23 protein-coding genes and 2 tRNA genes are annotated in these 23,501 nt (G+C 35.6%); 12 read left to right on the forward strand and 13 right to left on the reverse strand.

Annotation, left to right across the window (positions count from 1 at the left end):
• Window positions 1-80 precede the first annotated feature (80 nt).
• Genes DN064_RS09210 through DN064_RS09220 form a run of 3 tightly spaced genes read left to right on the forward strand, consistent with a single transcriptional unit; the run spans window position 81 to window position 1,529 of the window.
• On the forward strand, window positions 81-455 hold the full coding sequence (locus tag DN064_RS09210; RefSeq protein WP_115462361.1) for an RNA-binding S4 domain-containing protein: 375 nt from the start codon (window positions 81-83) through the stop codon (window positions 453-455).
• The gene (locus DN064_RS09215) at window positions 445-1,029 is read left to right on the forward strand and encodes a class I SAM-dependent methyltransferase (RefSeq protein WP_115462362.1); all 585 of its coding nucleotides are present in this window, start codon (window positions 445-447) and stop codon (window positions 1,027-1,029) included. Before DN064_RS09210 ends, DN064_RS09215 begins: the two co-directional genes overlap by 11 nt.
• Before the next feature lie 5 nt (window positions 1,030-1,034).
• Entirely contained in the window at window positions 1,035-1,529 is a 495-nt protein-coding gene (locus DN064_RS09220; RefSeq protein ID WP_115462363.1) for a phosphoribosyltransferase family protein, read from the forward strand.
• On the opposite strand, the gene DN064_RS09225 is transcribed toward DN064_RS09220, so the two are convergent.
• Window positions 1,526-2,044: a shikimate kinase gene (locus tag DN064_RS09225; protein WP_115462364.1), complete on the reverse strand. Its 519-nt coding sequence runs from the start codon at window positions 2,042-2,044 to the stop codon at window positions 1,526-1,528. The genes DN064_RS09220 and DN064_RS09225 overlap by 4 nt on opposite strands.
• Window positions 2,045-2,175: 131 nt before the next feature.
• Between DN064_RS09225 and DN064_RS09230 the strand changes: the two genes are divergently transcribed.
• A tRNA-Lys gene (locus DN064_RS09230) sits at window positions 2,176-2,248 on the forward strand.
• A 70-nt stretch (window positions 2,249-2,318) separates the two neighbouring features.
• On the opposite strand, the gene DN064_RS09235 is transcribed toward DN064_RS09230, so the two are convergent.
• The gene (locus tag DN064_RS09235) at window positions 2,319-3,404 is read right to left on the reverse strand and encodes a T9SS type A sorting domain-containing protein (RefSeq protein WP_115462365.1); all 1,086 of its coding nucleotides are present in this window, start codon (window positions 3,402-3,404) and stop codon (window positions 2,319-2,321) included.
• A 235-nt stretch (window positions 3,405-3,639) separates the two neighbouring features.
• On the opposite strand from DN064_RS09235, the gene DN064_RS09240 reads away from it, so the two are divergent.
• From DN064_RS09240 to DN064_RS09260, 5 genes are all read left to right on the forward strand, one after another.
• Window positions 3,640-3,724 (forward strand) — tRNA-Leu (locus DN064_RS09240).
• 143 nt (window positions 3,725-3,867) lie between these two features.
• Complete coding sequence (locus DN064_RS09245) at window positions 3,868-4,767, forward strand: MerR family transcriptional regulator (RefSeq protein ID WP_115462366.1); 900 nt, start codon at window positions 3,868-3,870, stop codon at window positions 4,765-4,767.
• Entirely contained in the window at window positions 4,768-6,222 is a 1,455-nt protein-coding gene (locus DN064_RS09250) for a phytoene desaturase family protein (protein ID WP_115462367.1), read from the forward strand.
• 17 nt (window positions 6,223-6,239) lie between these two features.
• A complete protein-coding gene (locus tag DN064_RS09255; protein WP_115462368.1) occupies window positions 6,240-7,079 on the forward strand; it encodes a phytoene/squalene synthase family protein in 840 nt (279 codons plus the stop codon).
• Between the two features lie 13 nt (window positions 7,080-7,092).
• Complete coding sequence (locus tag DN064_RS09260; protein WP_115462369.1) at window positions 7,093-7,539, forward strand: sterol desaturase family protein; 447 nt, start codon at window positions 7,093-7,095, stop codon at window positions 7,537-7,539.
• On the opposite strand, the gene DN064_RS09265 is transcribed toward DN064_RS09260, so the two are convergent.
• The 8 genes from DN064_RS09265 to DN064_RS09300 form a co-directional block, all read right to left on the reverse strand.
• Window positions 7,532-8,101 carry a TlpA family protein disulfide reductase gene (locus DN064_RS09265; RefSeq protein WP_115462370.1) on the reverse strand — a complete coding sequence of 190 codons (570 nt, stop codon included), beginning with the start codon at window positions 8,099-8,101 and terminating at the stop codon, window positions 7,532-7,534. The two genes, DN064_RS09260 and DN064_RS09265, sit on opposite strands and share 8 nt — an antisense overlap.
• On the reverse strand, window positions 8,091-8,765 hold the full coding sequence (locus DN064_RS09270) for a Crp/Fnr family transcriptional regulator (RefSeq protein ID WP_115462610.1): 675 nt from the start codon (window positions 8,763-8,765) through the stop codon (window positions 8,091-8,093). The genes DN064_RS09265 and DN064_RS09270 overlap by 11 nt, the downstream gene beginning before the upstream one ends.
• Window positions 8,766-8,873: 108 nt before the next feature.
• A complete protein-coding gene (locus DN064_RS09275; RefSeq protein WP_115462371.1) occupies window positions 8,874-11,141 on the reverse strand; it encodes an aconitate hydratase in 2,268 nt (755 codons plus the stop codon).
• A gap of 357 nt (window positions 11,142-11,498) precedes the next feature.
• Window positions 11,499-12,599: an acyltransferase family protein gene (locus DN064_RS09280; RefSeq protein ID WP_115462372.1), complete on the reverse strand. Its 1,101-nt coding sequence runs from the start codon at window positions 12,597-12,599 to the stop codon at window positions 11,499-11,501.
• Window positions 12,600-12,760: 161 nt separating this feature from the next.
• Window positions 12,761-13,714 (reverse strand): AAA family ATPase, encoded by a 954-nt coding sequence (locus DN064_RS09285; RefSeq protein WP_115462373.1) that lies wholly within the window; start codon window positions 13,712-13,714, stop codon window positions 12,761-12,763.
• Complete coding sequence (locus tag DN064_RS09290) at window positions 13,714-15,135, reverse strand: peptidylprolyl isomerase (protein ID WP_232827462.1); 1,422 nt, start codon at window positions 15,133-15,135, stop codon at window positions 13,714-13,716. Before DN064_RS09290 ends, DN064_RS09285 begins: the two co-directional genes overlap by 1 nt.
• Window positions 15,128-15,976 carry a peptidyl-prolyl cis-trans isomerase gene (locus tag DN064_RS09295; protein WP_232827464.1) on the reverse strand — a complete coding sequence of 283 codons (849 nt, stop codon included), beginning with the start codon at window positions 15,974-15,976 and terminating at the stop codon, window positions 15,128-15,130. The genes DN064_RS09290 and DN064_RS09295 overlap by 8 nt, the downstream gene beginning before the upstream one ends.
• A gap of 4 nt (window positions 15,977-15,980) precedes the next feature.
• Complete coding sequence (locus DN064_RS09300; RefSeq protein WP_115462375.1) at window positions 15,981-17,912, reverse strand: peptidylprolyl isomerase; 1,932 nt, start codon at window positions 17,910-17,912, stop codon at window positions 15,981-15,983.
• 280 nt (window positions 17,913-18,192) lie between these two features.
• On the opposite strand from DN064_RS09300, the gene DN064_RS09305 reads away from it, so the two are divergent.
• The gene (locus DN064_RS09305; protein WP_115462376.1) at window positions 18,193-18,648 is read left to right on the forward strand and encodes an SRPBCC family protein; all 456 of its coding nucleotides are present in this window, start codon (window positions 18,193-18,195) and stop codon (window positions 18,646-18,648) included.
• The gene (locus DN064_RS09310) at window positions 18,641-18,877 is read left to right on the forward strand and encodes a hypothetical protein (protein ID WP_115462377.1); all 237 of its coding nucleotides are present in this window, start codon (window positions 18,641-18,643) and stop codon (window positions 18,875-18,877) included. Before DN064_RS09305 ends, DN064_RS09310 begins: the two co-directional genes overlap by 8 nt.
• On the opposite strand, the gene DN064_RS09315 is transcribed toward DN064_RS09310, so the two are convergent.
• From DN064_RS09315 to crtD, 3 genes are read right to left on the reverse strand one after another with little or no spacing between them, the layout of a single operon-like run.
• Window positions 18,874-20,013 carry a lycopene cyclase family protein gene (locus DN064_RS09315; RefSeq protein WP_115462378.1) on the reverse strand — a complete coding sequence of 380 codons (1,140 nt, stop codon included), beginning with the start codon at window positions 20,011-20,013 and terminating at the stop codon, window positions 18,874-18,876. The genes DN064_RS09310 and DN064_RS09315 overlap by 4 nt on opposite strands.
• A complete protein-coding gene (locus DN064_RS09320) occupies window positions 20,010-20,645 on the reverse strand; it encodes a carotenoid biosynthesis protein (RefSeq protein ID WP_115462379.1) in 636 nt (211 codons plus the stop codon). Before DN064_RS09320 ends, DN064_RS09315 begins: the two co-directional genes overlap by 4 nt.
• On the reverse strand, window positions 20,642-22,135 hold the full coding sequence (crtD, locus tag DN064_RS09325) for a 1-hydroxycarotenoid 3,4-desaturase CrtD (RefSeq protein ID WP_115462380.1): 1,494 nt from the start codon (window positions 22,133-22,135) through the stop codon (window positions 20,642-20,644). Before crtD ends, DN064_RS09320 begins: the two co-directional genes overlap by 4 nt.
• Before the next feature lie 87 nt (window positions 22,136-22,222).
• Here crtD and DN064_RS09330 point away from each other — a divergent pair, with 87 nt between their 5' ends.
• Window positions 22,223-23,497 (forward strand): aminotransferase class V-fold PLP-dependent enzyme, encoded by a 1,275-nt coding sequence (locus tag DN064_RS09330; protein WP_157962279.1) that lies wholly within the window; start codon window positions 22,223-22,225, stop codon window positions 23,495-23,497.
• The last annotated feature ends 4 nt before the right edge of the window (window positions 23,498-23,501 follow it).

Genomic DNA, 23,501 nt, shown 5'->3' on the forward strand with positions numbered 1-23,501 from the left:
TTACACTAAAATTTAAGGGCGCAAGATACAATAATATCTATTTTTGCCCTTATGATTTAAGCCAGTTTTAGGTAATTAGCATGAGGGTTGATAAGTTTTTATGGTGTGTTAGATATTTTAAAACCAGAAATCAAGCTACTGAAGCTTGTAAGAAAGGGCAAGTACGTATTAATGACACCATTGCCAAACCAGGTAAAGAGGTATACATATCTGATCACCTTATAGTTCGTAAGAACCAAATCAACTACCAACTAAAAGTTCTTGATATTCCTAAAAGTAGATTGGGGGCCAAATTGGTTGATATTTACAGGCAAGACGTTACTCCTTCAGAAGAATTGGAAACAAAGAACCTTCTGAAACTAGCCAAAGATCACTACAGAAAGAAAGGACTTGGTAGACCGACCAAAAAAGATCGACGAGATATTACAGATTTTACAGACTGGGATGACAAATGATTTAGAAAATTACTGGAATAACCGATATCTCAACAATCATATTGGTTGGGATCTTGGCAAACCGTCTCAGCCGCTTACCACCTATATTGATGGATTAAAGGATTATTCTTTGAGAATCCTTATTCCAGGTGCCGGAAATAGTTATGAAGTTGACTATTTGTGGTCTAAAGGGTTTAGAAATTTGAATGTTGTTGACGTTGCAGAATTTCCGTTGCAGCAATTAAAAAAAAGGCTTCCAGAATTCAGTAGTGACCATTTATTGCGTATGGATTTTTTTAATCATACTGGTCAATACGATTTAATTCTTGAACAAACCTTTTTCTGTGCTATTAATCCCAAATTAAGAGAAGATTATAGAGATCATGTTTATCGTCTCCTTAAACCAGGCGGTAAACTAGTAGGTTTGCTCTTTGACTTCCCACTAAGTTCATCTGGTCCTCCCTTTGGAGGAGATTCAAAATCTTATACGACATTGTTTATACCAAAATTCAAGGTAAAAACTCTTGAAAGAGCTTATAATTCTGAACCTTCAAGGGCGGGTAAAGAACTGTTTTTTATATTTGATAAAAATTAAAAGTCTTGAAAAACACCATACTCAATCATCAGGAAATTGAACATCGTATTAAGCGTATTGCCTATCAGATTTACGAGTCAAATGTTAATGAATCAGAATTAATAATTGCTGGTATTGAATCAAATGGCTATTTGCTGGCACGCAGATTAAAAAAAGAACTCGACAAAATTTCTGATATAGAAAGTACGCTTTGCAAAGTACAAGTGAATAAATCGAATCCGATTGATTCGGTATCCACCAGTTTGGACTCGGAATCCTATAAAGAGAAAGCCATAATTTTAGTCGATGATGTTCTTAATTCCGGTAGTACGCTAATTTATGGAATCAAGCATTTTTTAGAAGTCCCCCTTAAACGCTTTAAAACTGCTGTACTAGTCAACAGGAATCACAAGAAATATCCAGTAAAAGCAGATTTCAAAGGAATTTCGTTATCTACGTCCTTGAATGAACATGTTCATGTAAACCTATCTAAACAACCATATGAGGCTTACCTGAGTTAAGTAAGCTTATTAAGGAGCATTTGCAATACTTCTTCTTGTGATTTACCATCCGTCGACACAATAACATTTGATTGATTGTAATAATATTGTCTTTCAAACAAATGTTTGCCAATAAACTCAGTTAATTCTTCGTCAGTTGCCAGATGACTAATCAGTGGCCTGTTATCTTTTTCTATTGATAAACGAGAAACCAAACTTGGGATAGAAGCCTTTAAATAAATCGAATATGTGGTGTATTCAGTTATTTGATCCATATTGGCTCCATAACAAGGAGTCCCTCCGCCTAACGCAAGAACAAAGTTTTCATTGCCATCTAAAGTTTCTCTTAGGGCATCAGCCTCCAGTTTGCGAAAAAAAATCTCACCTTTCTTATTAAAAATGTCCGGTATAGACATATTCGCCTTGTGCTCTATAATACGGTCTAAATCTAAAAATTGGAGTCCTAAAGAGTCCGAAAGTAGTTGACCAACAGAGGTCTTCCCAGAACCCATATATCCAATTAAAACAACCTTCATATCAACGTCAAATAAAAAGTAATTCTGCTCAACTTTAAGCAGGGCAAAAAAACAAAAATTAAATTTAAAAAATGTATGGGATTATTAATTAAACATTTTATATTTGCACCCTCATTAGAGCAACGCTCTATGACCGGGTAGCTCAGTTGGTAGAGCATCTCCCTTTTAAGGAGAGGGTCCTGGGTTCGAGCCCCAGCCCGGTCACAAAAGTTAGGTCTTAGCGCTTAACTTTTTTTTTGGACTTATTTCTGCAGGAACCCATCCTTTTTTAATTCTATTTCTTTATAAATTTTAGTGGATTACCTGTTTCTAGCTGTAAGAAGTAAACACCGTTACTTAATTGAGATACATTGATGGCATCCTTGAATACCAATCCATCTTTTACTTGGCGCCCAGTAACTGCATAAATGACATAATTTTGGGCTTTATTTAATCCTGATATTGAAATGTTTTGGGTGGTAGGGTTAGGAAATAATTTTATGCTTGGTAAAGATACTTCATCTGTTGAAAGACTATTTAAATCGAGCCTTACAACTTTATTATTGTCTCCTGACAAGGTTGTGACAAACAAGAAATCGTTATAATATTCGATGTCATAGGTTTGTAAAAATCCTTCAATATCAAAAATTTTGATGTATTCCTGAGTGTCTATTTTGAGCTCGTATATAGCTCCAAACTCATTTTGATCGTCACTAAAAGTCATATAAAAGGTATTTTCATCCTTTATTGCGATGCCCCACCCGTCATAAGTAGAAATATATTCTGAGGAAAATGATTCGTCATCTAAATCAATTCTTGAGATTCCGTTGTCATCAATGACATATAGGTAATTACCAAATACTTTTAAAGCAAGAGTTCCCACCCCGAAGGTATATTCAAAAATGCTAGAGCTGACAACAGTTAATTCAGGGTCAGATGCTGAAATATCCACTTTGTAAATGCTATTACCCCCATTTACGTAGAGTTCCTGAGATCTTGATGCCAAACCATAAGCGTCGTTTAACTCAAGGTATAATTGAAAAAAGGAATTCTCTTCATTTAAATCCATTCGGTAGATGCCAGGGGTTCCATTACTTGAACTTCCATGCTTTGTTACAAAGAGGTAATTATCGATTTTACAGATATCCCGATAATTATAAAAGCCAGGTCCAACTAAGGCCAAATTAAAGGTTGAATAGTCTGAATCTTCGGATAGAACAGATTTAACATGAGCTCTGTCTGCCGACGATACTACATAAAGGGAGTCAGAATCTATAAATAACCCACCCAATGTATTAGCTTCACTAACAATAAAATCTGTTTGACCATAATTGACGTAACTAATTGCTATTGCGATCAATACATTTATCCACGATCTCATTTTCGGTCGATTTTGGTGACAGCTACAAATCTAAATGAAAATGGTGATTTTAACAGAGAAGACATGACTAACGGCAAATTATTCAGTTATGAAACCATCAAAATTGCAAAAATGATCTTCGATTCTATAAAATTCACGAATTACTTTAATAAGTAAATCAGTTTCCAATTCATAAAATTACTAATGCACTAAGGATTGGAAAATGATCTTTTTTTTTACCTTTGACGCTCTTTTTGCGCACGTGGCGGAATTGGTAGACGCGCTGGCTTGAGGGGCCAGTGACCGTTTAGGTCGTGGAAGTTCGAGTCTTCTCGTGCGCACTTTCTCAATTTTCTACATAATTTTTTGATAGTAGGTATCCTGGCCAGACTTCAGCTAGCCAAGCTGAGGTATTTAAATTTTGTTAATTATAACGCACTTCTCACTATTATAATTAACTTTGTTTAACCATTTATCGAAATAAATGAACAACATAAAAAATAAGTTTAGCATTAAAGACCTTGAAAACCTTACAGGTATAAAGGCACATACCATAAGAATTTGGGAGAAACGCTATAACCTATTGACCCCAAAGAGAACAGATACCAACATTCGTTATTACGACCTTTCTAACTTTCAAAAACTATTGAATGTCAGCTACCTAAATAGTAACGGTTACAAAATATCTAAAATAGCCACGTTGGATGAACATCGTATTCCTGTTTTAGTTCGAGAAATTGCCGCTCAGACGAACATTGAGTCACACGCATTGAATTCATTTAAACTGTCAATGCTAAATTTCGATCAGGTACTGTTTTACAACACCTATGAGGCCTTACTAAAAGAACGCAGTTTTGCCGAGATTTTCAGGGATGTTTTTATTCCATTACTAACTGAAATAGGACTGCTTTGGCAAACTAATACGATTACACCTGCACACGAGCATTTTATCACCACATTTATTAGGCAAAAAATTCTAATTAATACCGAAAGGATTCAGGCTAAGGCCGCTCAAAGTTCACATAAAACTTTTGTCCTGTATTTGCCAGACAATGAAATCCATGAATTGGGGTTGTTATTTATAAATTACATGGTAATCAAAGGTGGGAATCACTCCATCTTTTTAGGTCAAAGTGTACCTATAGATAGTCTTAAAGACTTGTTGAATTATTACGATAATTTAGTGTTTATATCCTATTTCACCATTCAACCGGATAAAGAGTCCATAAATGGTTATATTAAAGAATTTCATAAAGAAATTCTTAATAATAAAAACGCTGAATTCTGGATTCTTGGAAGAATGCTAAACAGCTTGAATTTAGATGTCTTACCTAAGCAAATAAAAACCTTCAATTCAATTGATTCGCTCCTAGAAAATTTATAAATGACCAAAAGTATTTCTATAATTGGATCTGGTTTTTCCTCGCTGTCCGCAGCATGCTATTTAGCAAATACAGGCAATAACGTAACTATATTTGAAAAGAACGAAACAATTGGAGGGCGAGCGCGTCAATTAATCAAAGACGGTTTCACGTTTGATATTGGGCCTAGTTGGTATTGGATGCCTGATATTTTTGAAAAGTTTTTTAACGATTTTGGTAAATCAACAAAGGACTACTATCAGTTAGACAAATTAAGTCCGGCCTATAAAATCTTCTTTAAAGATGAGGTGATTACAATTGGTGATCATATGGATCAAATTTGCGAGGAATTTGAGCGTATTGAATCTGGTAGCTCCAGGCCTCTGCGACAATTTATTGCTAAAGCTCAGGAAAATTATAATATAGCTATCAATAAAATAGTACTTAAACCTGGTATTTCACCTTTTGAATTAGTTACCAAAGAAACGGTTACCCGCGTAGATCAGTTTTTTAAAACTATAAGTTCAGAAGTTAGAAAGAATTTCAAAAATCCAAAGCTCATTTCTACTCTTGAATTTCCAGTCTTATTCTTAGGGGCTAAACCTTCAAATACACCCTCTTTTTACAGCTTCATGAATTTTGCTGATTTTGGCCTTGGTACATGGCACCCTAAAGGCGGAATGTACGAAATTGTAAAAGCTATGGGAAGCTTAGCGAAAGAGTTGGGAGTAACTATTAAAACCAACGCCAACGTGGAAGAAATCTTGGTTGAAGATGGCATAGCCAAAGGATTAAAGGTTAACGGGGAAGTAATAACATCGGATATTGTATTAAGTGGTGCAGATTACCACCACACTGAAACATTATTGAAAGAAAGCGATAGACAGTATTCAGAGGAGTATTGGCAAAAAAGAACCTTCGCTCCTTCCTCATTATTATTCTATGTAGGTTTTAATAAAAAAATTACTGGCGTAGAGCACCATAATTTGTTTTTCGATACCGACTTTGAATTGCATGCCGAAGAAATTTATGATCATCCCAGATGGCCTAAGGAACCCTTATTCTATGTGAATTTTCCCTCTGTTACAGATGCAAGCATGGCACCTGATGGTTGTGAAGCCGGTTTCTTTTTAATCCCAATAGCTCCAGGACTAGAAGACACAGAAGCCTTAAGAGCCCAATACTTTGATATTATAATTGACAGATTGGAAGCAAGAATCGGTGAGAGTGTAAAAGATGCAATCCTATTTAAAGAATCCTTTTGTGTCAATGATTTTATCGAAGCCTATAATTCTTATAAAGGTAATGCCTATGGTATGGCAAACACACTTAGACAAACTGCTTTTTTAAGACCTAAATTAAAAAGCAGTAAAGTGAGAGATTTATTTTTCACGGGGCAATTAACGGTTCCAGGACCTGGAGTTCCACCTTCATTAATTTCAGGAAAATTAGTGGCAAAATTGATAGATAACAATTAAAATCATAACTTCATACAATGAAATCCATATTTGACAATGTTTCTAAGGCCTGTAGTAAGTTGGTAACCACCTCTTACAGCACCTCTTTTTCTATGGCTACAAAAATGCTTGCAGATAGTATTCGCCAAGATATTTATAACATTTATGGATTTGTGCGCTTTGCTGATGAGATTGTGGATACCTTCCATGATTACGATAAAGAATTTTTATTCGAGAAATTTGAACAAGACCTAAGCGATGCCCTTGAGCATAAAATAAGTTTGAACCCAATTTTAAATTCATTTCAAGAAACCTATCATAAGTATCAGATAGATAAGCATTTAGTTGATGCTTTTATGAATAGTATGCGCTTAGATTTACACAAAAAAGACTACCTAACTGAGGAAGAGTATAAAAATTACATTTATGGTTCTGCAGACGTAGTTGGGTTAATGTGCTTAAAAGTGTTTGTCAAAGGTGATCAACAAAAATATAACACATTAAAAGACAGTGCCATGAGTCTTGGCTCTGCCTTCCAGAAAGTCAATTTCCTAAGAGATCTTAAAGCAGACTATGAAGATTTGAGTCGTACGTATTTTCCAAATACAGATTTATCTCAATTAGATGAAAGGTCTAAACAAGCCATCATAAAAGATATAGAATCTGATTTTGAAAAAGGCCTTCAAGGAATTAAGCAACTACCACTTGAAGCAAGGTTTGGGGTATTTATGGCCTACAGATATTACAATAAGCTTTTAGAAAAACTAAAGAGAACTCCAGCACTGGAAATCAAATCTACGCGTATTCGTGTTCCTAACTACAAGAAAGTGGAACTATTGACGCGTAGTTATGTGAAATATCAATTAAATTTGCTCTAGAAATTTTTATCGGATGCAAACTCTACTTTGGATTCTTATATTCCTGGTAACTTTTTTTATAATGGAATTTAATGCGTGGTTCACACATAAATATATCATGCATGGATTTTTATGGAATGTTCATCGCGATCATCATCACAAGGACCATGATAGTTGGTTCGAGAGAAATGATCTCTTTTTCATTTTTTATGCCGTAGTTAGTATGTTTTGTTGGTACTTATGGGGTGAGCATAATATTTGGTTCTGCTTGCCTATTGGAATTGGTATCATGGCCTATGGTGCCGCCTATTTTATCGTACATGATATCTTTATCCACCAAAGATTCAAATTCTTAAGGAATATTGATAATAAATATGCTAGAGGAGTCCGACGCGCTCATAAAATACACCATAAGCATCTTGGTAAGGATAAAGGTGAGAACTTTGGAATGCTCATCGTTCCCTTTAAATATTTTAAATAGGCTCATCAAGTAGTTCATCCAATAAGGCTCTAATCTTTTTAGAATTCCAATCAACAGCACCAGTTTTTTCAACCTTTATATTTCCCTTAGAATCTATAATTAGGGTTTTTGGAATGGACTTACCGTATATTGGTTTGGGAATTGACTTTGGTCTGTACACTAAAAAATCAAACCCCTTTGCTTCTTTAAACCTGTTGGTCTTTTCAAAGGGTTCATTGCTGACCATCAAAAATATAACCTCATCCTTATAATTGGAATGAAGTTTTTGAATACTGGGCATTTCGGCAATACAAGGAGGGCACCAAGTTGCCCATAGATTTATAAAAATGACTTTATTCTTTAATTCGCTACCTCTAATTTCAGTTCCGTCTTCAGCAATAAGAACCATTTCATCGAGGTTAGCAGCCTTAACATCATTTTCTATTGTCACCCAATTAATTAGACTAAATGTCTGATTTAAATGAATTTGAATAGGCAATCTTAACTGAGGCACAAGAAGAATAACCACAAGTGCTACCCAAAGCCCATATTTCTTAATTAACTGAAGAAGTTTAGGCAACATTCGTTTGTAATAAGCGTATTTCTTTACGATTAAAGGTAATTAAATTTTCTGCCTTCAGTTCATTTAAAAGGACGTTCAATGTAGGACGTGAAACACCAATTAAGGACGCAATATCTTTTTGCGTATAAGGATGCTGTATCACATGGTCTCCAGTTTTATGGCAATCATAACCATACTCTTTACACAATTCGTCTAAAAATTCGAGCAAACGGGTCTTGGAATCTTTAAACAAAAGTATTTGAAGTCGTCTCTCCAGACGTCTCAATTTAAGCCCAATAAACTTGTAAATTTTAATACTCAAGGATTGATTATCACGCATTAAGTCTTGAAGTGTTTCAACACCAACCGGACAAATAGATGTTTTATTATCAATTGACTGAGCAAACTCGTCTCTAGTTTTACTACCAAGAATGGCATGCTCACCAAAAATCTCACCTCGCTTAAGAATGGCTTTTACAACTTCGGTACCATCTTCGTTATAATAACCAATCTTAACTTTACCCTTCTCGATAAGGTATACTTTATTGGCTGCATCTTCTGTAAAGTAAATGTACTCTTGCTTTGGATAAGCATTGAATTCATGCTCAGTTTTATATGTCTTAAACTTGTGCGGACACAAGAGTTTGAAGAGATTTACCTCTTCAAATACCCAAATTTTATTCATCATTGCATTGATTAGTTGTCTTTGGGTCGTAATTCCAATACAATTCCTTACAAAAAAACTCCTGGTGTCTGCCAGGAGTTTCAATAAAATATGCGATTAAAGTCTTACTTATACATTCTGCTTTTTTATAAGATTTAATGCAGAACCTTCTGTAAACCACTCGATTTGAGCGTCATTATATGTGTGATTCAACGCAATGGTATCTTTTGTTCCATCTGAATGAACCACTTCTAAATGCAGCGGCTTATTAGGAGTAAACTCGTTAAGGTCTAAAAAGTTGAATGTATCATCTTCCTGGATTAAATCGTAGTCATGCTCATTTGCAAATGTCAATCCAAGCATACCTTGTTTCTTCAAATTAGTTTCATGAATACGAGCAAAAGATTTTACAATAACAGCAGCTACACCAAGATGACGCGGCTGCATGGCAGCATGCTCTCTCGATGATCCCTCTCCATAATTATGATCCCCAACTACAACAGACCATATACCATTCTTTTTATACTCTCTTTGTACATCAGGAACACCTCCGTACTCACCAGTTAATTGATTCTTAACAAAGTTAGTTTTTTGATTGAAAGCATTCACCGCACCAATTAAAGTATTATTGGCAATGTTATCAAGATGCCCTCTAAATCTCAACCAAGGACCTGCCATTGAAATATGATCTGTGGTGCATTTTCCAAAGGCTTTAATGAGAAGTTTTGCTCCAGTCACTGAATCACCTATAGGTGTAAATGGTGTTAATAATTGCAGTCTTTCCGAAGAAGGACTAACAACAACATCTACCCCACTTCCATCAACCACAGGTTCTAGATAACCATTCTCTTTCACCTCAAATCCTTTTGGAGGCAACTCCCATCCTGTTGGTTCATCTAACATAACCTCTTCACCATTTTCATTGATCAATGCATCGGTCATCGGGTTAAAATCCAATCGTCCAGCTATTGCAATTGCTGCCGTAATCTCAGGTGATGCCACAAAGGCATGGGTGTTAGGATTACCGTCTGCACGCTTAGCAAAATTTCTATTGAATGAATGTACAATGCTGTTTTTTGGAGCATTTTTAGGGTCGCTGTATCGTGCCCATTGTCCAATACAAGGACCGCAGGCATTGGTAAATATCTTAGCGTCTAATTTTTCAAAAACCTCCAAAATACCATCACGTTCTGCTGTATATCTAACCTGCTCAGAACCTGGATTGATTCCGAATTCTGCTTTTGTTTTTAATCCTTTATCTAAAGCTTGCTGTGCAATAGAAGAAGCTCTTGATAAATCCTCATAACTAGAGTTAGTACATGATCCTATTAGCCCCCATTCGACTTGCATTGGCCATTCGTTATCCTGGGCTTTTGTGGTCATTTCTGACCCAACTGTTGTAGACAAATCTGGTGTAAAAGGACCATTTAATAATGGATTTAATTCAGAGAGATTGATGTCAATAACTTGATCAAAATATTGTTCTGGATTAGCATATACTTCAGGATCTGCAGTTAAGTAAGACTTAATCTCATTGGCTGCATCAGCAACATCAGCTCTGTCAGTAGCTCTAAGGTAGCGCTCCATGGACTCATCATATCCAAAGGTCGATGTAGTTGCACCAATCTCAGCCCCCATATTACAAATAGTACCTTTTCCAGTACATGACATAGATGTAGCTCCAGGACCAAAATATTCAACAATGGCACCTGTTCCACCTTTTACTGTTAGTATCTCGGCTACCTTCAAAATAACATCTTTCGGTGCTGTCCAACCAGATAATTTTCCAGTCAATCGGACACCAATTAATTTTGGAAATTTAAGTTCCCATGCCATACCTGCCATAACATCAACGGCGTCAGCACCACCAACACCAATTGCCACCATACCAAGACCACCCGCATTCACTGTATGTGAATCCGTACCAATCATCATACCACCAGGGAATGCATAATTTTCTAAAACAACTTGATGGATGATTCCTGCACCAGGTTTCCAAAAACCAATACCGTATTTATTTGATACCGACTCTAAGAAATTAAAGACCTCACTACTTGTATCGTTAGCTCTCTTTAAATCTACTTCGGCACCACTTTTAGCCTGAATCAAATGATCACAGTGAACCGTAGTGGGAACAGCCACCTTAGGCTTACCAGCCTGCATAAATTGAAGAAGTGCCATTTGAGCAGTGGCGTCTTGACAAGCCACCCTGTCAGGGGCAAAATCTACGTAATCCTTGCCACGTTCAAATGCAGTGGTTGGATTACCATCCCACAAATGAGAATAGAGGATTTTCTCTGCAAGAGTCAAGGGTTTTCCTACAATATTTTTAGCTGCATCTACACGTTCTGCCATGTTAGAATACACCTTCTTAATCATATCAATATCAAAAGCCATAATGATGTTTTAAATGTTGAAGAATTTTTTCGTGCCCAAATTTACAACATTCTAAAGGTTTTTAAAAATATGTAACAAAATGAAGGTTTTGTTAGAAATAATTCACAGCATGCGGGATTTATTAAGAGTATTATGAATAATTAACATTAAAATCATCTCTTAATCAATAATTTAACAAATATGATTATTTAGAATTATGATAAATTGTTTGCCAAATTCTTAATTCCATCTTAAAAAACGAAAACGTTATAGTAACGGAATAAACTTCCGTTAAGACACGATCAACTTTTCTCAAAAAATACACAACTTAAAATATAAGTTAAATACTGCTTTTTAGTACTCCATATGAGTTACATTCTAAACTCTTCTTGGGACCACTTTCTCCCTAATATTTAAGAAGTATGTTTCTATAGATCGATAGAGTATTTCAGCCAGAAGAAAAGAAAGTAGCCAGTATATAATTATTAAACCTTTAGTATTAATATCATGCTCTTTTATCACTAATAGAACTAACGAATAGTTCACTAAATACAATGCATAAGACCGCTTGCTTATATATGTTATTATCTGTTTAATGGCTTGTTTTGCTTTTAACTCTAAAAGGAATGGAAATGCACAAGCGATACTTGCGCTGGTTAAACTCAAATACCCTAAATAAAAAAATAGTTTATGGTTAATCGGATTTAAACTAAAAATTACAATAGCGATATTAATGGTAATAAATATCCCTACTGATATGGCCAAGAAGATTTTCTTATAACGGAAGAAGTTGGTATTGTGCCATCGTAAATATGCTAAAACAAAGCCAATATAAATAGCATCTAGCCTGTAAAGAACTACTTTTCTAAATAATTGAGACCACTCATGAAATGTATTTGAAACTGCATTCAGACCATGGATATACTTAATTAGAGCAAGTAGAAGGATGATTAAAATAGTTGTATTTATAAAAACCCTGTGTTTTAATCTCATTTTGAACAAACTAATCAGTAAAAATATTAGAAGTGGTAATATTATGTATGCATACTCCTCAATAGACAAACTCCAGGCTTCTGAAAAAAAATCAGGATGTGTTTGGATGAAATTCTGAATAAAAACAAAATACATCCATATCTGGTCTGGAATAGCACCATGCAAAATGAGATATACGCAAATGTTCACGATTAATACAACTAAATAATTAGGCAATGTCCTTAACCAACGTCGTTTCCAAAAAAAATATAAATCATTAAAGGAAGTATGGTTATTGGATAGAAGCTTAAGGATAATACCTCCTACCAAAAAGCCACTTAGCACAAAAAATATGTCCACCCCTGTAGCACCCAATAACCTAAGTGCATCAATCACTATTCCAGATTGTCTAGGTAAAAGAAATGTGGTGTGGGAAACCATGACCAGAAGGATAGCCACGGCTCTTATAAAATCCAAACCAAAATTCCTCTTTAAATCTTGTTCCACACTCGGATTTACAGCATAAACTAAATTAATACGTCATAAACTTCTACCATAGTAGATATTACCCGAGGGTATGAGGTTAAAAGGGACTCATACAAGGCAATTACCATCTAATATTCCCGATAAAATCGAGCTACTAAAGTGGGATATTTGGAAATAACCCACTAAAATAAGCTGCTGATGATGCCCTCATCAGTTATACCTTCAGCCTCTGCCTTGTAATTTTTAATAATTCTATGCTTCAAAATTCCTGTAGCAATGGCCTGAACATCCTCAATATCAGGTGAAAACTTGCCGTTAATTGCAGCATGTGTTTTAGCGGCTAAAATTAAGTTTTGAGAAGCTCTCGGCCCTGCTCCCCAATCCACAAACTCTTTCACAATACTGGCTGCTGTGCTTGCCTTAGGTCTTGTTTTTGCTACCAACGAAACGGCATACTCAACAACATTGTCAGCCACTGGAATTCGTCTTATCACGTTCTGGTAATTTATGATCTCTTGAGCGGTTAACAGAGCATTAACTTCCACCGTTAAATCAGTTGTTGTTGCCTTTACAACTTGGACCTCTTCCTGAAAAGAAGGATATTCTAATCGTATGGCAAACATAAAACGATCTAGCTGTGCCTCTGGTAATGGATAGGTTCCCTCCTGTTCAATTGGGTTTTGTGTTGCAAGAACAAAATACGGCAAATCCAAATTATAACGGTGCCCAGCTACTGTTACGGCTCGCTCTTGCATAGCCTCAAGTAATGCAGCCTGAGTTTTTGGCGGTGTTCTGTTAATCTCATCCGCTAAAATGATATTGGCGAAAATAGGTCCTTTTATAAACTTAAAATGGCGTTCTTCGTCTAATATCTCACTTCCTAGAATATCGCTTGGCATCAAATCGGGAGTAAACTGAATACGTTTAAAATCCAGTCCCAAAGCTTGTGCAATGGTATTTACCATTAGTGTTTTTGCCAGACCGGGAACGCCAACTAATAGAGAGTGCCCGCCTGAAAAAATAGAAATTAATATTTGGTTTATTACATCTTCCTGACCAACAATGACCTTGGCAATCTCAGCCTGAAGCGCTTTATATTTATCTACAAAGGCCTCAATAGTTTGAACATCTGACATTACTTCGTTTTCTTTAACCAATTACCATTAAAATCACAATTTCTAAAATCCCCATTAATTTTAATATAGGTCTCCATAATTGCATCTTCTTGCCATTCGCCGATAGCCTTAAATTGTTTGTCTTGCAATGCAAGATCCTTAATTTTCACATAATCTCTTGCATAATCAGCCTCATGTTCATCTAACCTATCAGTTACTGTTAGAATCTTAAATTTTATGCGATTAATTCTATCCTCATCTTGAAGAACAGGACTAACTTCACCATCACCTAAATTTTGAATTTGCGCATATAATTCAGGATCCATTTTAGTCAATTCAAAATTAAAATCTTGAGTAGTTGGATTCATTAGTTGCCCACCTTCGTATTTGGTTTCTTCCTCATCACTGAATTCTAAGGCTGCTTCCTGAAAAGTGACAACGCCTTCTACAATCTTAGATCTCGCTAAATCAATTTTATCTTTGGCATCTTGAATAGCTTCTTGAGTAATTTCTGGTCTAATTAGAATATGACGTACCTCATACTCCTGCCCTCTTACTTTCTCCAGGAAAATGATATGATATCCAAATTCAGTTTCAAAAGGATCGGAGATTTCCCCTTCTTGAAGTGAAAATGCAACATCTCTGAATTCTTTAACCATCCTTGGGCGTTTTCTATTAAGAGTGTACTTTCCTCCGTTACGTTTAGAGGCGGTATCATCTGAGTATAGTAAAACTTTTGTAGTAAAGCTCGCTCCATTATCCTCAATATCTGACTTAAAACTTTCCAATTTTTTAATAGTCTCTTGCCTAGATTCTTCTGAGACTTCTGGAATCACTACAATTTGGGCCACTTTTAATTCTGTTCCAAATGTAGGTTTATCATCTCCGAGGCTATTGAAAAATAAACGAACCTCCTCAGGAGTTATTTCTATATCACCAACTATCTTTCGCTGCATTTCAGTCGCCAAATAATTCATAGAATTAATTTCAAACATTTCTTCTCTCAGGGCTTCCTCAGATTCTTTGTTATAGAGTTTGAGAATGTAATCCAAATCCCCATTGGTTTGAGCTAAAAACATTTCAAGTTGTTGATCAACATTAGAACGGATTTGAAGTTCATTAACCATAATACTATCCTGAACTGCACCATGCGCATAAAGTTTTTCCTCTAACATACTACCAAATAACTCACACCTGGTCAAATCTCCCATATCGCCACCTTCAGCCTTTATTTGTTGAATCCGTCTATCTAAATCCGAATCCAATAAAATATAATCTCCAACCACTGCAGCTACACCATCAGCTTTAATTCTTCCTGAGGTAATGATTTCTTTCTTTTCTTCCTTTTGTTCCTCCTTCTCCTCTTCTACAATGATTTCTTGAGCCAATGTAAATTGACCAAATGCCAGAATCATTAGCAGATATAACATGGACTTATTCATAAATTTCAAATTCGTTTGTCTTAATAGCATCTTTTATAATATCGTTCTCGAGTTCTTTCGTAAGTTCTAATTTGCGCTTATTTAGGACCAATTGCTGAATGGTAGGCAAAACATACGACAAAGGGGCATAATCGTAGAGTCTTTTTTTGTCAACCACCTTAATCAAATATAGGTTGATAGAATCTTTAAGTTGCATAAAATTAGAGATTTTTAACACTTCGTCCTTTGTGTTTACATCTATTATCGGAATCTTCTTTAGCACCTCATTTTCATCAACCCAAACGGAATCATTTAATGCATAAGAATTAAATTGAAGTTTTATAGAATCTAAAAATACACGGTCCGTGCTATCATATGTACGTAGCCGTTCCGCCACTTCCTTAAGGTTCAATGCACTTAAAGAAATGTTGATATAACGGAGTTTGATAATATTTTCATTCAGCTTGAAAGATTCTCTATTGGCCAGATAGAACTCCTCAGCCTCCTTAAAAGTGATAATGGTATCTATATTCTTAAGCACTAATCCATCCAGATAAGCTTTAGTAAACAAGTCATTTTTATACTGAATAACAAGAGCTTCAAAATCAGATTGCTGCGACTCTGTTAAGTTTCTCTGTGCACCATCCATCAGTAAATGTTGCCTTGCCCATCTATTTATATAAGAATTGACAACAAGTATACTATCAGGTTTAGAAATCCCATCAGGAACCAAGTCCTCAATCTCATTCATGTAGAGGTATTTATCCTTGACACGGGCAATTACCTGCTCTTCTTCTACCTTATTAAAATACCCACAACTAACAACAACCCCAATTAGGATGATATAAACCCCTCTTCTCAATACTTCAATAATTACGCTTTAGATCATTAAATACTTCCTGATTTACCCAAACAGGATAAGTCTGCTTTAACTCTGCCAACCATTCTGCCTCTAGTGACTGCTGGTAATCACCTGTTAACTGTCCTCTCGCCTCTTCAAATGTTTTAGGTCCTGAAGGAATGGTTCTAATAACTTTTATTAAATGAAACGATCCATTGTGCTCATAAATAACAGCCTTATTCTCTTGCAGATCTAATTCTTCCGGAAGTTTTGCTGAACCAACATCAAAAATTCCCAATGTATATATAACATCGGAGCCAGTTTCAGATTGTTCCTTTCGCAATAGTTCAATACCCTCTAGGTTAAACATTTCCGTTTCTATGTTAAGCTCTTTTTTATTTGAAGAGCTTGCCATAATCACTTCAACACGTTTATTCCATTGATACTCCCCCGCATGATTCTTGTGGTAGGTTTTTAGTCCAATTGAATCCTTGACCGCCCTATTCCATACTTGGGTCTCCATTAATTCAAAAAGTAGTAACCCATCTTGGTATTCTTTTAGAATAGCCGCAAACTCTGGATTTTCATTAACTAAGTTCTCCTCTCTAAACTTTATAATAGACGCGTTAAAAAAGTTATTATAAGACCTATCATAAATTAGGTCATAATCTTCCTTTTTGTTGAAGTAATTCCTTTGTAATCCTAAGAGGAATTTACCAAAATCTTGATAAGTAAAGTGCTTTTCGTTAATTGAAAAAATAGGTTTGTCTGTTGGAAACCCTTCTGGTAGTTTCCATTGGCGTTTAAAAAAATCATCATTCATAATAGACACGAAATAAGTCTTTGCCATATCATCCTCTTTAACCATGTATTTTGATCTTAGTTCCTCAACTAGCGCGGCGTTTATAATTTTAGATCTTGAATCTCGTTTCACCCTATTTTGAAGTGTTGTCTTTAAAGATTCAAAGTCAGCTAAAGGTTCCAGTTTTAATCGTTTAACTATATGCCAGCCAAACTTAGTTTCAAATGGTTTGGAAATATCTCCATCCGCTTTCAATGAATAAACTGCTTCTTCAAATTCTAGCGAACTCAATTCTCCACTCTTAAACGGACGCAATTCTCCACCTTTAGCAGCAGAACCTTTATCATCTGAAAATTGCTTGGCCAAATTTTCAAAGGAGTCTCCTGATTCCAGTTTCATATAGATGGTCTTAATGCGCTCTTCAGGAATAATAGTTGAATCTTTTTGCTGATTTGCCACCATGATATGTGCTGCGGTCATAGTACCTCTAGATGACCTTTTGTCCAAAACTTTAACTACGTGATATCCAAATTTGGTTCTAAATGGTCTTGATACTGTTCCTACTTCAGTTTTATAGGCCATAGTTTCAAAACTATATACCATTCTGAAGGCAGAGAAATACCCTAAATCTTCAACAAACATAGACTTGCCATCATGAAGCTCTTCTTTTAGTGATTCTAAATCCTCATTTTGAAGACGTTCTTTTAACAAAAGTGCCTTATTATAGGCGGCCAGTGTATCTGTTTCATTTTCTTCTAATCGCACCAATATATGAGCCGCCTTAACATCTAACTTCATTCGATCATAAGCTTCCTTAACCAACGCTTCGGTCACTTTACTTTCGGCTATATATGATCTGGTGAGCTGACGTTTATAATTTTCAAACTCTTTAATATAATTTTGATCTTTATCCAAACCTAATCGCTTAGCCTCATTAAGTTTCAACTGGTATTCGATAAATAATTCTAAATAGTTATCAAGATCCTTCTGATCCTCGTCTTTGACAAGATCTAGATTCTTTGAATAAACTTTTAAAAATTCTTCCGATGTGATCGAATCGTTATTGACCACCAAAAGGACACTGTTGTTTTGAGTACTAGCAAAAAAAGATACCAGAAAAAAACAGCTAAAAGACAATATGGATTTATAATTCATAGTGAACACTTGGGGGATGTAAATCCCGAAATTTTAATACAAACTTGAAGGCCGTAAATATCTTAAATCAGCTGGTAAAATTAAAACAAATGCCTGTTTAATCAACTTTTTATGATGCATTTAACCGTGACTAAATGCAGTTTTTAACGACAAAGAGTTCGGGTCAAAAATTATAACAAGTATTTCGTTATTTTTTGGTCCATTCCTTTTGAATAAATAGCATTAGTTTGTTTCTTTAATCTCTGTATAATAGTTCAACAATTAATTCTTTTCAACAGACATGACCTATTCATGTGAGATCGTCATTGATAGACCTGTTAATGAAGTTATTTCTAAACTCGACTCAGTACAAAATTTAAAACATTGGCAGTCTGGTCTGGTGTCTACAGAACACTTGTCTGGAACGCCAGGAGAATTGGGTGCTAAAATGCGTTTAAAATACCGATTTGGAAAGCGCGAAATGGAAATGGTTGAAACCATACTTAAACGTGCCTTTCCAACAGAGTTTCATGCATCCTACACTACCAAGGGGATGAGAAATATTCAAAAAAACTACTTCACCTCAACTAAACAAGGCTTTACCCAATGGGTATCTGAATCTGAATTTCAACCCACAAACTTAAGAATGCGGGCCATGCTTTTTTTAATGCCAAGTGCCTTTAAAAAACAATCCTTTCGATATATGTCGGACTTCAAAAGATTTGTTGAGGAAGGGACCTCCGTTTCTAATGCGTAACCTAAAACTCATCTGGGATTTCCGAGGGCCGGCTGCAGAAAAAACAGCCGAACATCATCTTATTCATTTGAAGCAGTATGTGTCTATGAATAACCTGAATATTAACATCTTCGGAACTGAGTCTTTAAATGAGATGCACCACATAGCATTTTTAGTATGTGCTGAAAAGAACATGCCACCCATCCGCGATGCATTGAAACCGCACAGAGGTCAAGTCTATACTGGCTAAAAAACCCGTTTTATAAGGGCTGAGACAAACTGACCTGATGGGACCGAAGTTATAATTTTTAGATCCTCGAGTAAACTCGATTCCTCATCCAGAAATCTGAAGATGGTCTTTAGGTTTGTTTTCTTAAATAAACTAGTAAATAATTTAGACCCCACCCCATTATGTTTACTTAAGACATCTAACAACAGTAAATCATAATACCAGAATTTAGTGGTCCTATGAAACTTAGCGAGATTTGATTCTACTTTTAGAAAATTGATAAGTGCTTTTGTCTTTTTTGTAGTGCTCATGAAGGTATAACCAGTGCTAGCTTTAGTCCACCCGCCTGCAGTACCTATGTGCAATAAGTTGGTCGAATTATTATTGTGAAATTTAAAAGAAGTCATAGGTATAGACCCATATTCTGTTTCTTTAACTTCATATTCTTTGAAGCCTTTCTGTTTTAGATACTCCACAATTGCATTTTCATACTCCTTTTTATCAAGGAGGTCTTTAGAAAATAAGGTGTATTCAAATAAGGCTTCTGTTTTACTTAATGGTAGTACATACATGAATCTGGTATTCCCACTTTGGGCTAAATCAAAGTCCATAAATGTTGCTACAGAATCATCAAAGCTACCTGAATTAAGTTTTATAAACCACCCCAAAAAATGCTGTTTCAATACGGGATATCTGTCCTGATTCTCATACGAAATTCCAATTTGAGTACTATTGAATACCTTATTCGCTTCATAGGTATCCGAAGCACCTTCAATTATGACTTGCTCACCTTGATCATTAAATCCGATAATCGTATCCGATACAAACTTTATGTTGGATTGCTTCTTAATACTTTCCCACAAAAAGTCATAAAAGTTAGCACTTCTAATCATTTTATAGCTGTAAGGATCCGCTTCATACTCTTTTGAAAATACTGAACTTCCGAAATAGATTTTATGCCAAGATTTGGTTAAAATAGAATCCCATTCGCCTTCAGAGTCTTCCCAATAGCACCAGGTTCTATCATTACCCTTATTTTCTTCTTTATCGAGAATAACTATTGACTTGCTACTAAAAAAGGAATCATTAGCCATCCGATAAGCCAACATTAAACCGGATGCTCCTGCACCTAATATGATGTAATCAGCTTTGGTCATACAAACAAGAAAACGCTAAAGAAGATTAACATGGATATAAACAAATGCAATGATATTTTTTGATTACTCTCAACCTTATAATACTGATACCCTAAGTGTGCCAAAAAGGCAATACTTAACCAACCAAGGTAGTTTTGTATGGGTACCACTCCCCCTTCAAATTCCCAAAAATCAAACCTTGGAGCAGACACCTCAATAATCACATCCAAACCGGTCATTAAAGCAGCACCTATAAAAGCTCTCACCCAAACAGACCTACTAACAAAAGATGCAATATCCGCAGTAATAGCTGTCAATAACGCCCAATTAAAACAAATCATTACAGGGACCCCCCAGACCTTATATCCCAGGTTATTACCATATTCATAGCTTCCAAAAATAAGCCCGTAATTAACACCTAAAGCTTCAGTAATAAAGCCAAGTGCAAAGGGAATTAAAAAGCCTATGATATAGGATTTTTTAAAAGATTTTAAGTTGATAATCAGAATCAAAAAACTAAGAAGCAAGTTTAAAGGAGTAGCAGATAAAAACCAATCGGTATAGCCCTCTGACTGAATTCCAAAAATACCGGAAATGGAAAAGAGCCAAATTAAAAATATTGAAAAATAGAGCTTGAATTTTGGATCTATCATTTCACACCTCTTTTATCAATTAAGTCGGCAACAATCTTACCTGAAAGCAGGCAAAGCGGAATTCCACCACCAGGATGAACTGAACCCCCACAAAAATATAGATTCGAAATACCTTGTTTAAAGTTTGGATGTCTAAGAAAGGCTGCAAACTTGTTATTACTCGAAGCACCGTATAACGACCCTTGATAACTTTGAGTTCGAGATTCAATACTTCTTGGATCCAAGATGGATTCATATTCTATTAGTTGCCCTAAATCTACATTGAGTAAACGGCTTAATTTTTTAATGATATTCTCTCTAGTAGCTTTGATGATCTCATCCCAATCCTGACCAGTGTTACCCGGAACATTAACCATAGTAAACCAATTTTCACAGCCCTTCGGTGCATCACTACTTTCTTCCTTCGAGGTAATATTGACATAAACGGTTGGGTCATGGTAAACGTCTTTTTTCTGGAATATAAAGTCAAATTCAGTCTCATAATCCTGAGTGAAAAAGATATTGTGTAAATCTAATTCTGGGAATTCTCTCTTAACTCCCCAATAAAATATCAGTGCCGAACTACTCCTCGGTTGTGATAAGGTTTTTTCGGGAGCTTTATGATAATTAAGTAACTTTCTGTAGGTGGGTACAACATCTGAATTAGTAACCACAATATCTGCATCAATAACTGTCTCCCCAATTCGTATACCTATTGCTTTACCTTTTGAAGTCTCAATTCTATCTACCAAGGTGTTAAAGTTAAATTCCACCTCAAGATCTTTAGCTAGCTGAAACAAACTCATACTAATACTATGCATACCCCCTTTAGGAAAATAGGTCCCAAAATGTTGTTCTAAATGTGGAATCATGGACATGATACCTGGAGTTAGATAGGGAGATGATCCATTATAAGTGGCAAACCTATTATAAAACTGTGCTAACCGTCCATCTTTAAATCGTTTAGCATTATAATCTGCCAAGGTGCTATTTATACCTAATCCTCCTATTTGAAAAATAGCTTTAAGTGTGTCTATATTCAAATAAGTGCTCAACTGATGTAATGACTTTTCTAAAAATAAAGATGCTGTTAAATCGTACTTCTTTTTACTTTCGTTGAGATAGTCAGTAACTGCTTTGGCATCAACATTAAAGGTTGCAGCGGCATCGTGAGTAAATTTCTCGGTATCAGCTGCAGCCGAAAAAGTTGTACCATCCTCAAAGAAATAATTACAAACCACCTCCTTCTGCTCATAATGAAAGTATTCTGTAATAGGTTTATTGGCTAATACAAATAACTCCTCAATGTATTGGGGCATAGTAAACAAGGAGGGCCCCATATCAAATCGGTAGCCATCCTCTGAAAAGGCTGTAAGCTTACCTCCTGGATAACTGTTAGCCTCATAAACAGTTACCTTAAACCCTTGAACCTTCAATCGGATTGAAGCAGCGAGACCGGCTATTCCTGCTCCGATAATAACAACTTGCTTAGAACTGTTGGTTAGTTTCATTCTCTTTGTAAAGATACTACTTCAACCGTTGTAGACTTTGTTAAGAGCCTCGTAAATTTTTACGATCTTTAAAAAAAAACAATGGCTATGTATCCCTACAAAAGACGTGATTTTTTTAAGAAACTAAGTCTCGGCGTCACTGGAACAGTGCTGTTTCCTCATTTAATCAGTGAGACACAAGCTCAGAAAATGAAGCATTCATCTCCACTGTCTTTCAAAAATTCAGAAAGTTTTTGGGAAGAGGTTAAATCGCAATTTAAGTTTGAAGACGGGCTTCATTACTTTAATAATGCTTCTTTAGGATCATCACCCATCCCAGTGCAAACCGCCACGAATGCTTATCGCGCTACTCTTGACGGGTTTCCATCTAAATATATGTGGTCCGACTGGTATGACGATAAGGAGGTGGTTAGAAAATTGGTGGCTAATTTTTTCTATGTATCCAAAGAAGAAATAGCTATTATTCATAATACGACTGAAGGCATGAATCTTATCGCAAGAAGTTTTGACTTAGAGTCAGGTGATGAGGTTATATTAATTGATCATGAACATGCCAGTGGCACCATACCCTGGGAATTTTGGCAAGAGACCAAGGGCATCAAACTTGTTCGCCCCAAAATCCCACTAATTCCTACTTCTAAAGAAGAGCTTTTAGATGTTTATAAAAATGCGATCACCTCTAAAACTAAGGTTATTTCCATGTGTCATATGGTTAATACCAATGGCATGATTCTGCCGGTAAAGGAAGTGTCTCAATTAGCACATAAAAATGGAATTAAAGTGGCTGTTGATGGAGCACAAAGTGCTGGCATGTTTAAAATTGATTTACATGATTTAGAGTGTGATTATTTTGCAGCTAGCGCCCATAAGTGGTTGTTTGCCCCAAAGGGTATTGGGGTGTTCTATGCTAAAAAGCATAGTCAAAAAGACCTGAAACCATTGATCGTAGCAAGAGGCCATAAGGACAATAGCATCAGAAGACTCGAGAATTACAACACCCGAAATCTACCGGAATATTTGGGTCTTGGTGAATCAATTAACTTCCTTAATCAAATAGGAATTGATAATATCAATAATAGATCTTATGAACTAAAGTCCTATTTCAGATCTCAAATTGCTGATAACCCAAAATTTATTATCAAAACACCAGAATCAGACGATTTATCCTGTGCTATTCAAACTCTAGAGGTCAAAGGAATGAATGTGAAAACAGTAAAAACAGAGCTTTATGAAACTTATGGTATAGACACGCGGCCAATGTCTACCTTCGGATTAAATGGTTGTAGGATTTCCTTTGGAATCTATATAACAAAAAAGGACATTGATTATTTAATCAATGCCCTTAATACTATAGCTTCTTAAAGTA

Source organism: Winogradskyella aurantiaca, from assembly GCF_003362725.1.
GTDB classification, from domain to species: Bacteria; Bacteroidota; Bacteroidia; order Flavobacteriales; family Flavobacteriaceae; genus Winogradskyella_A; species Winogradskyella_A aurantiaca.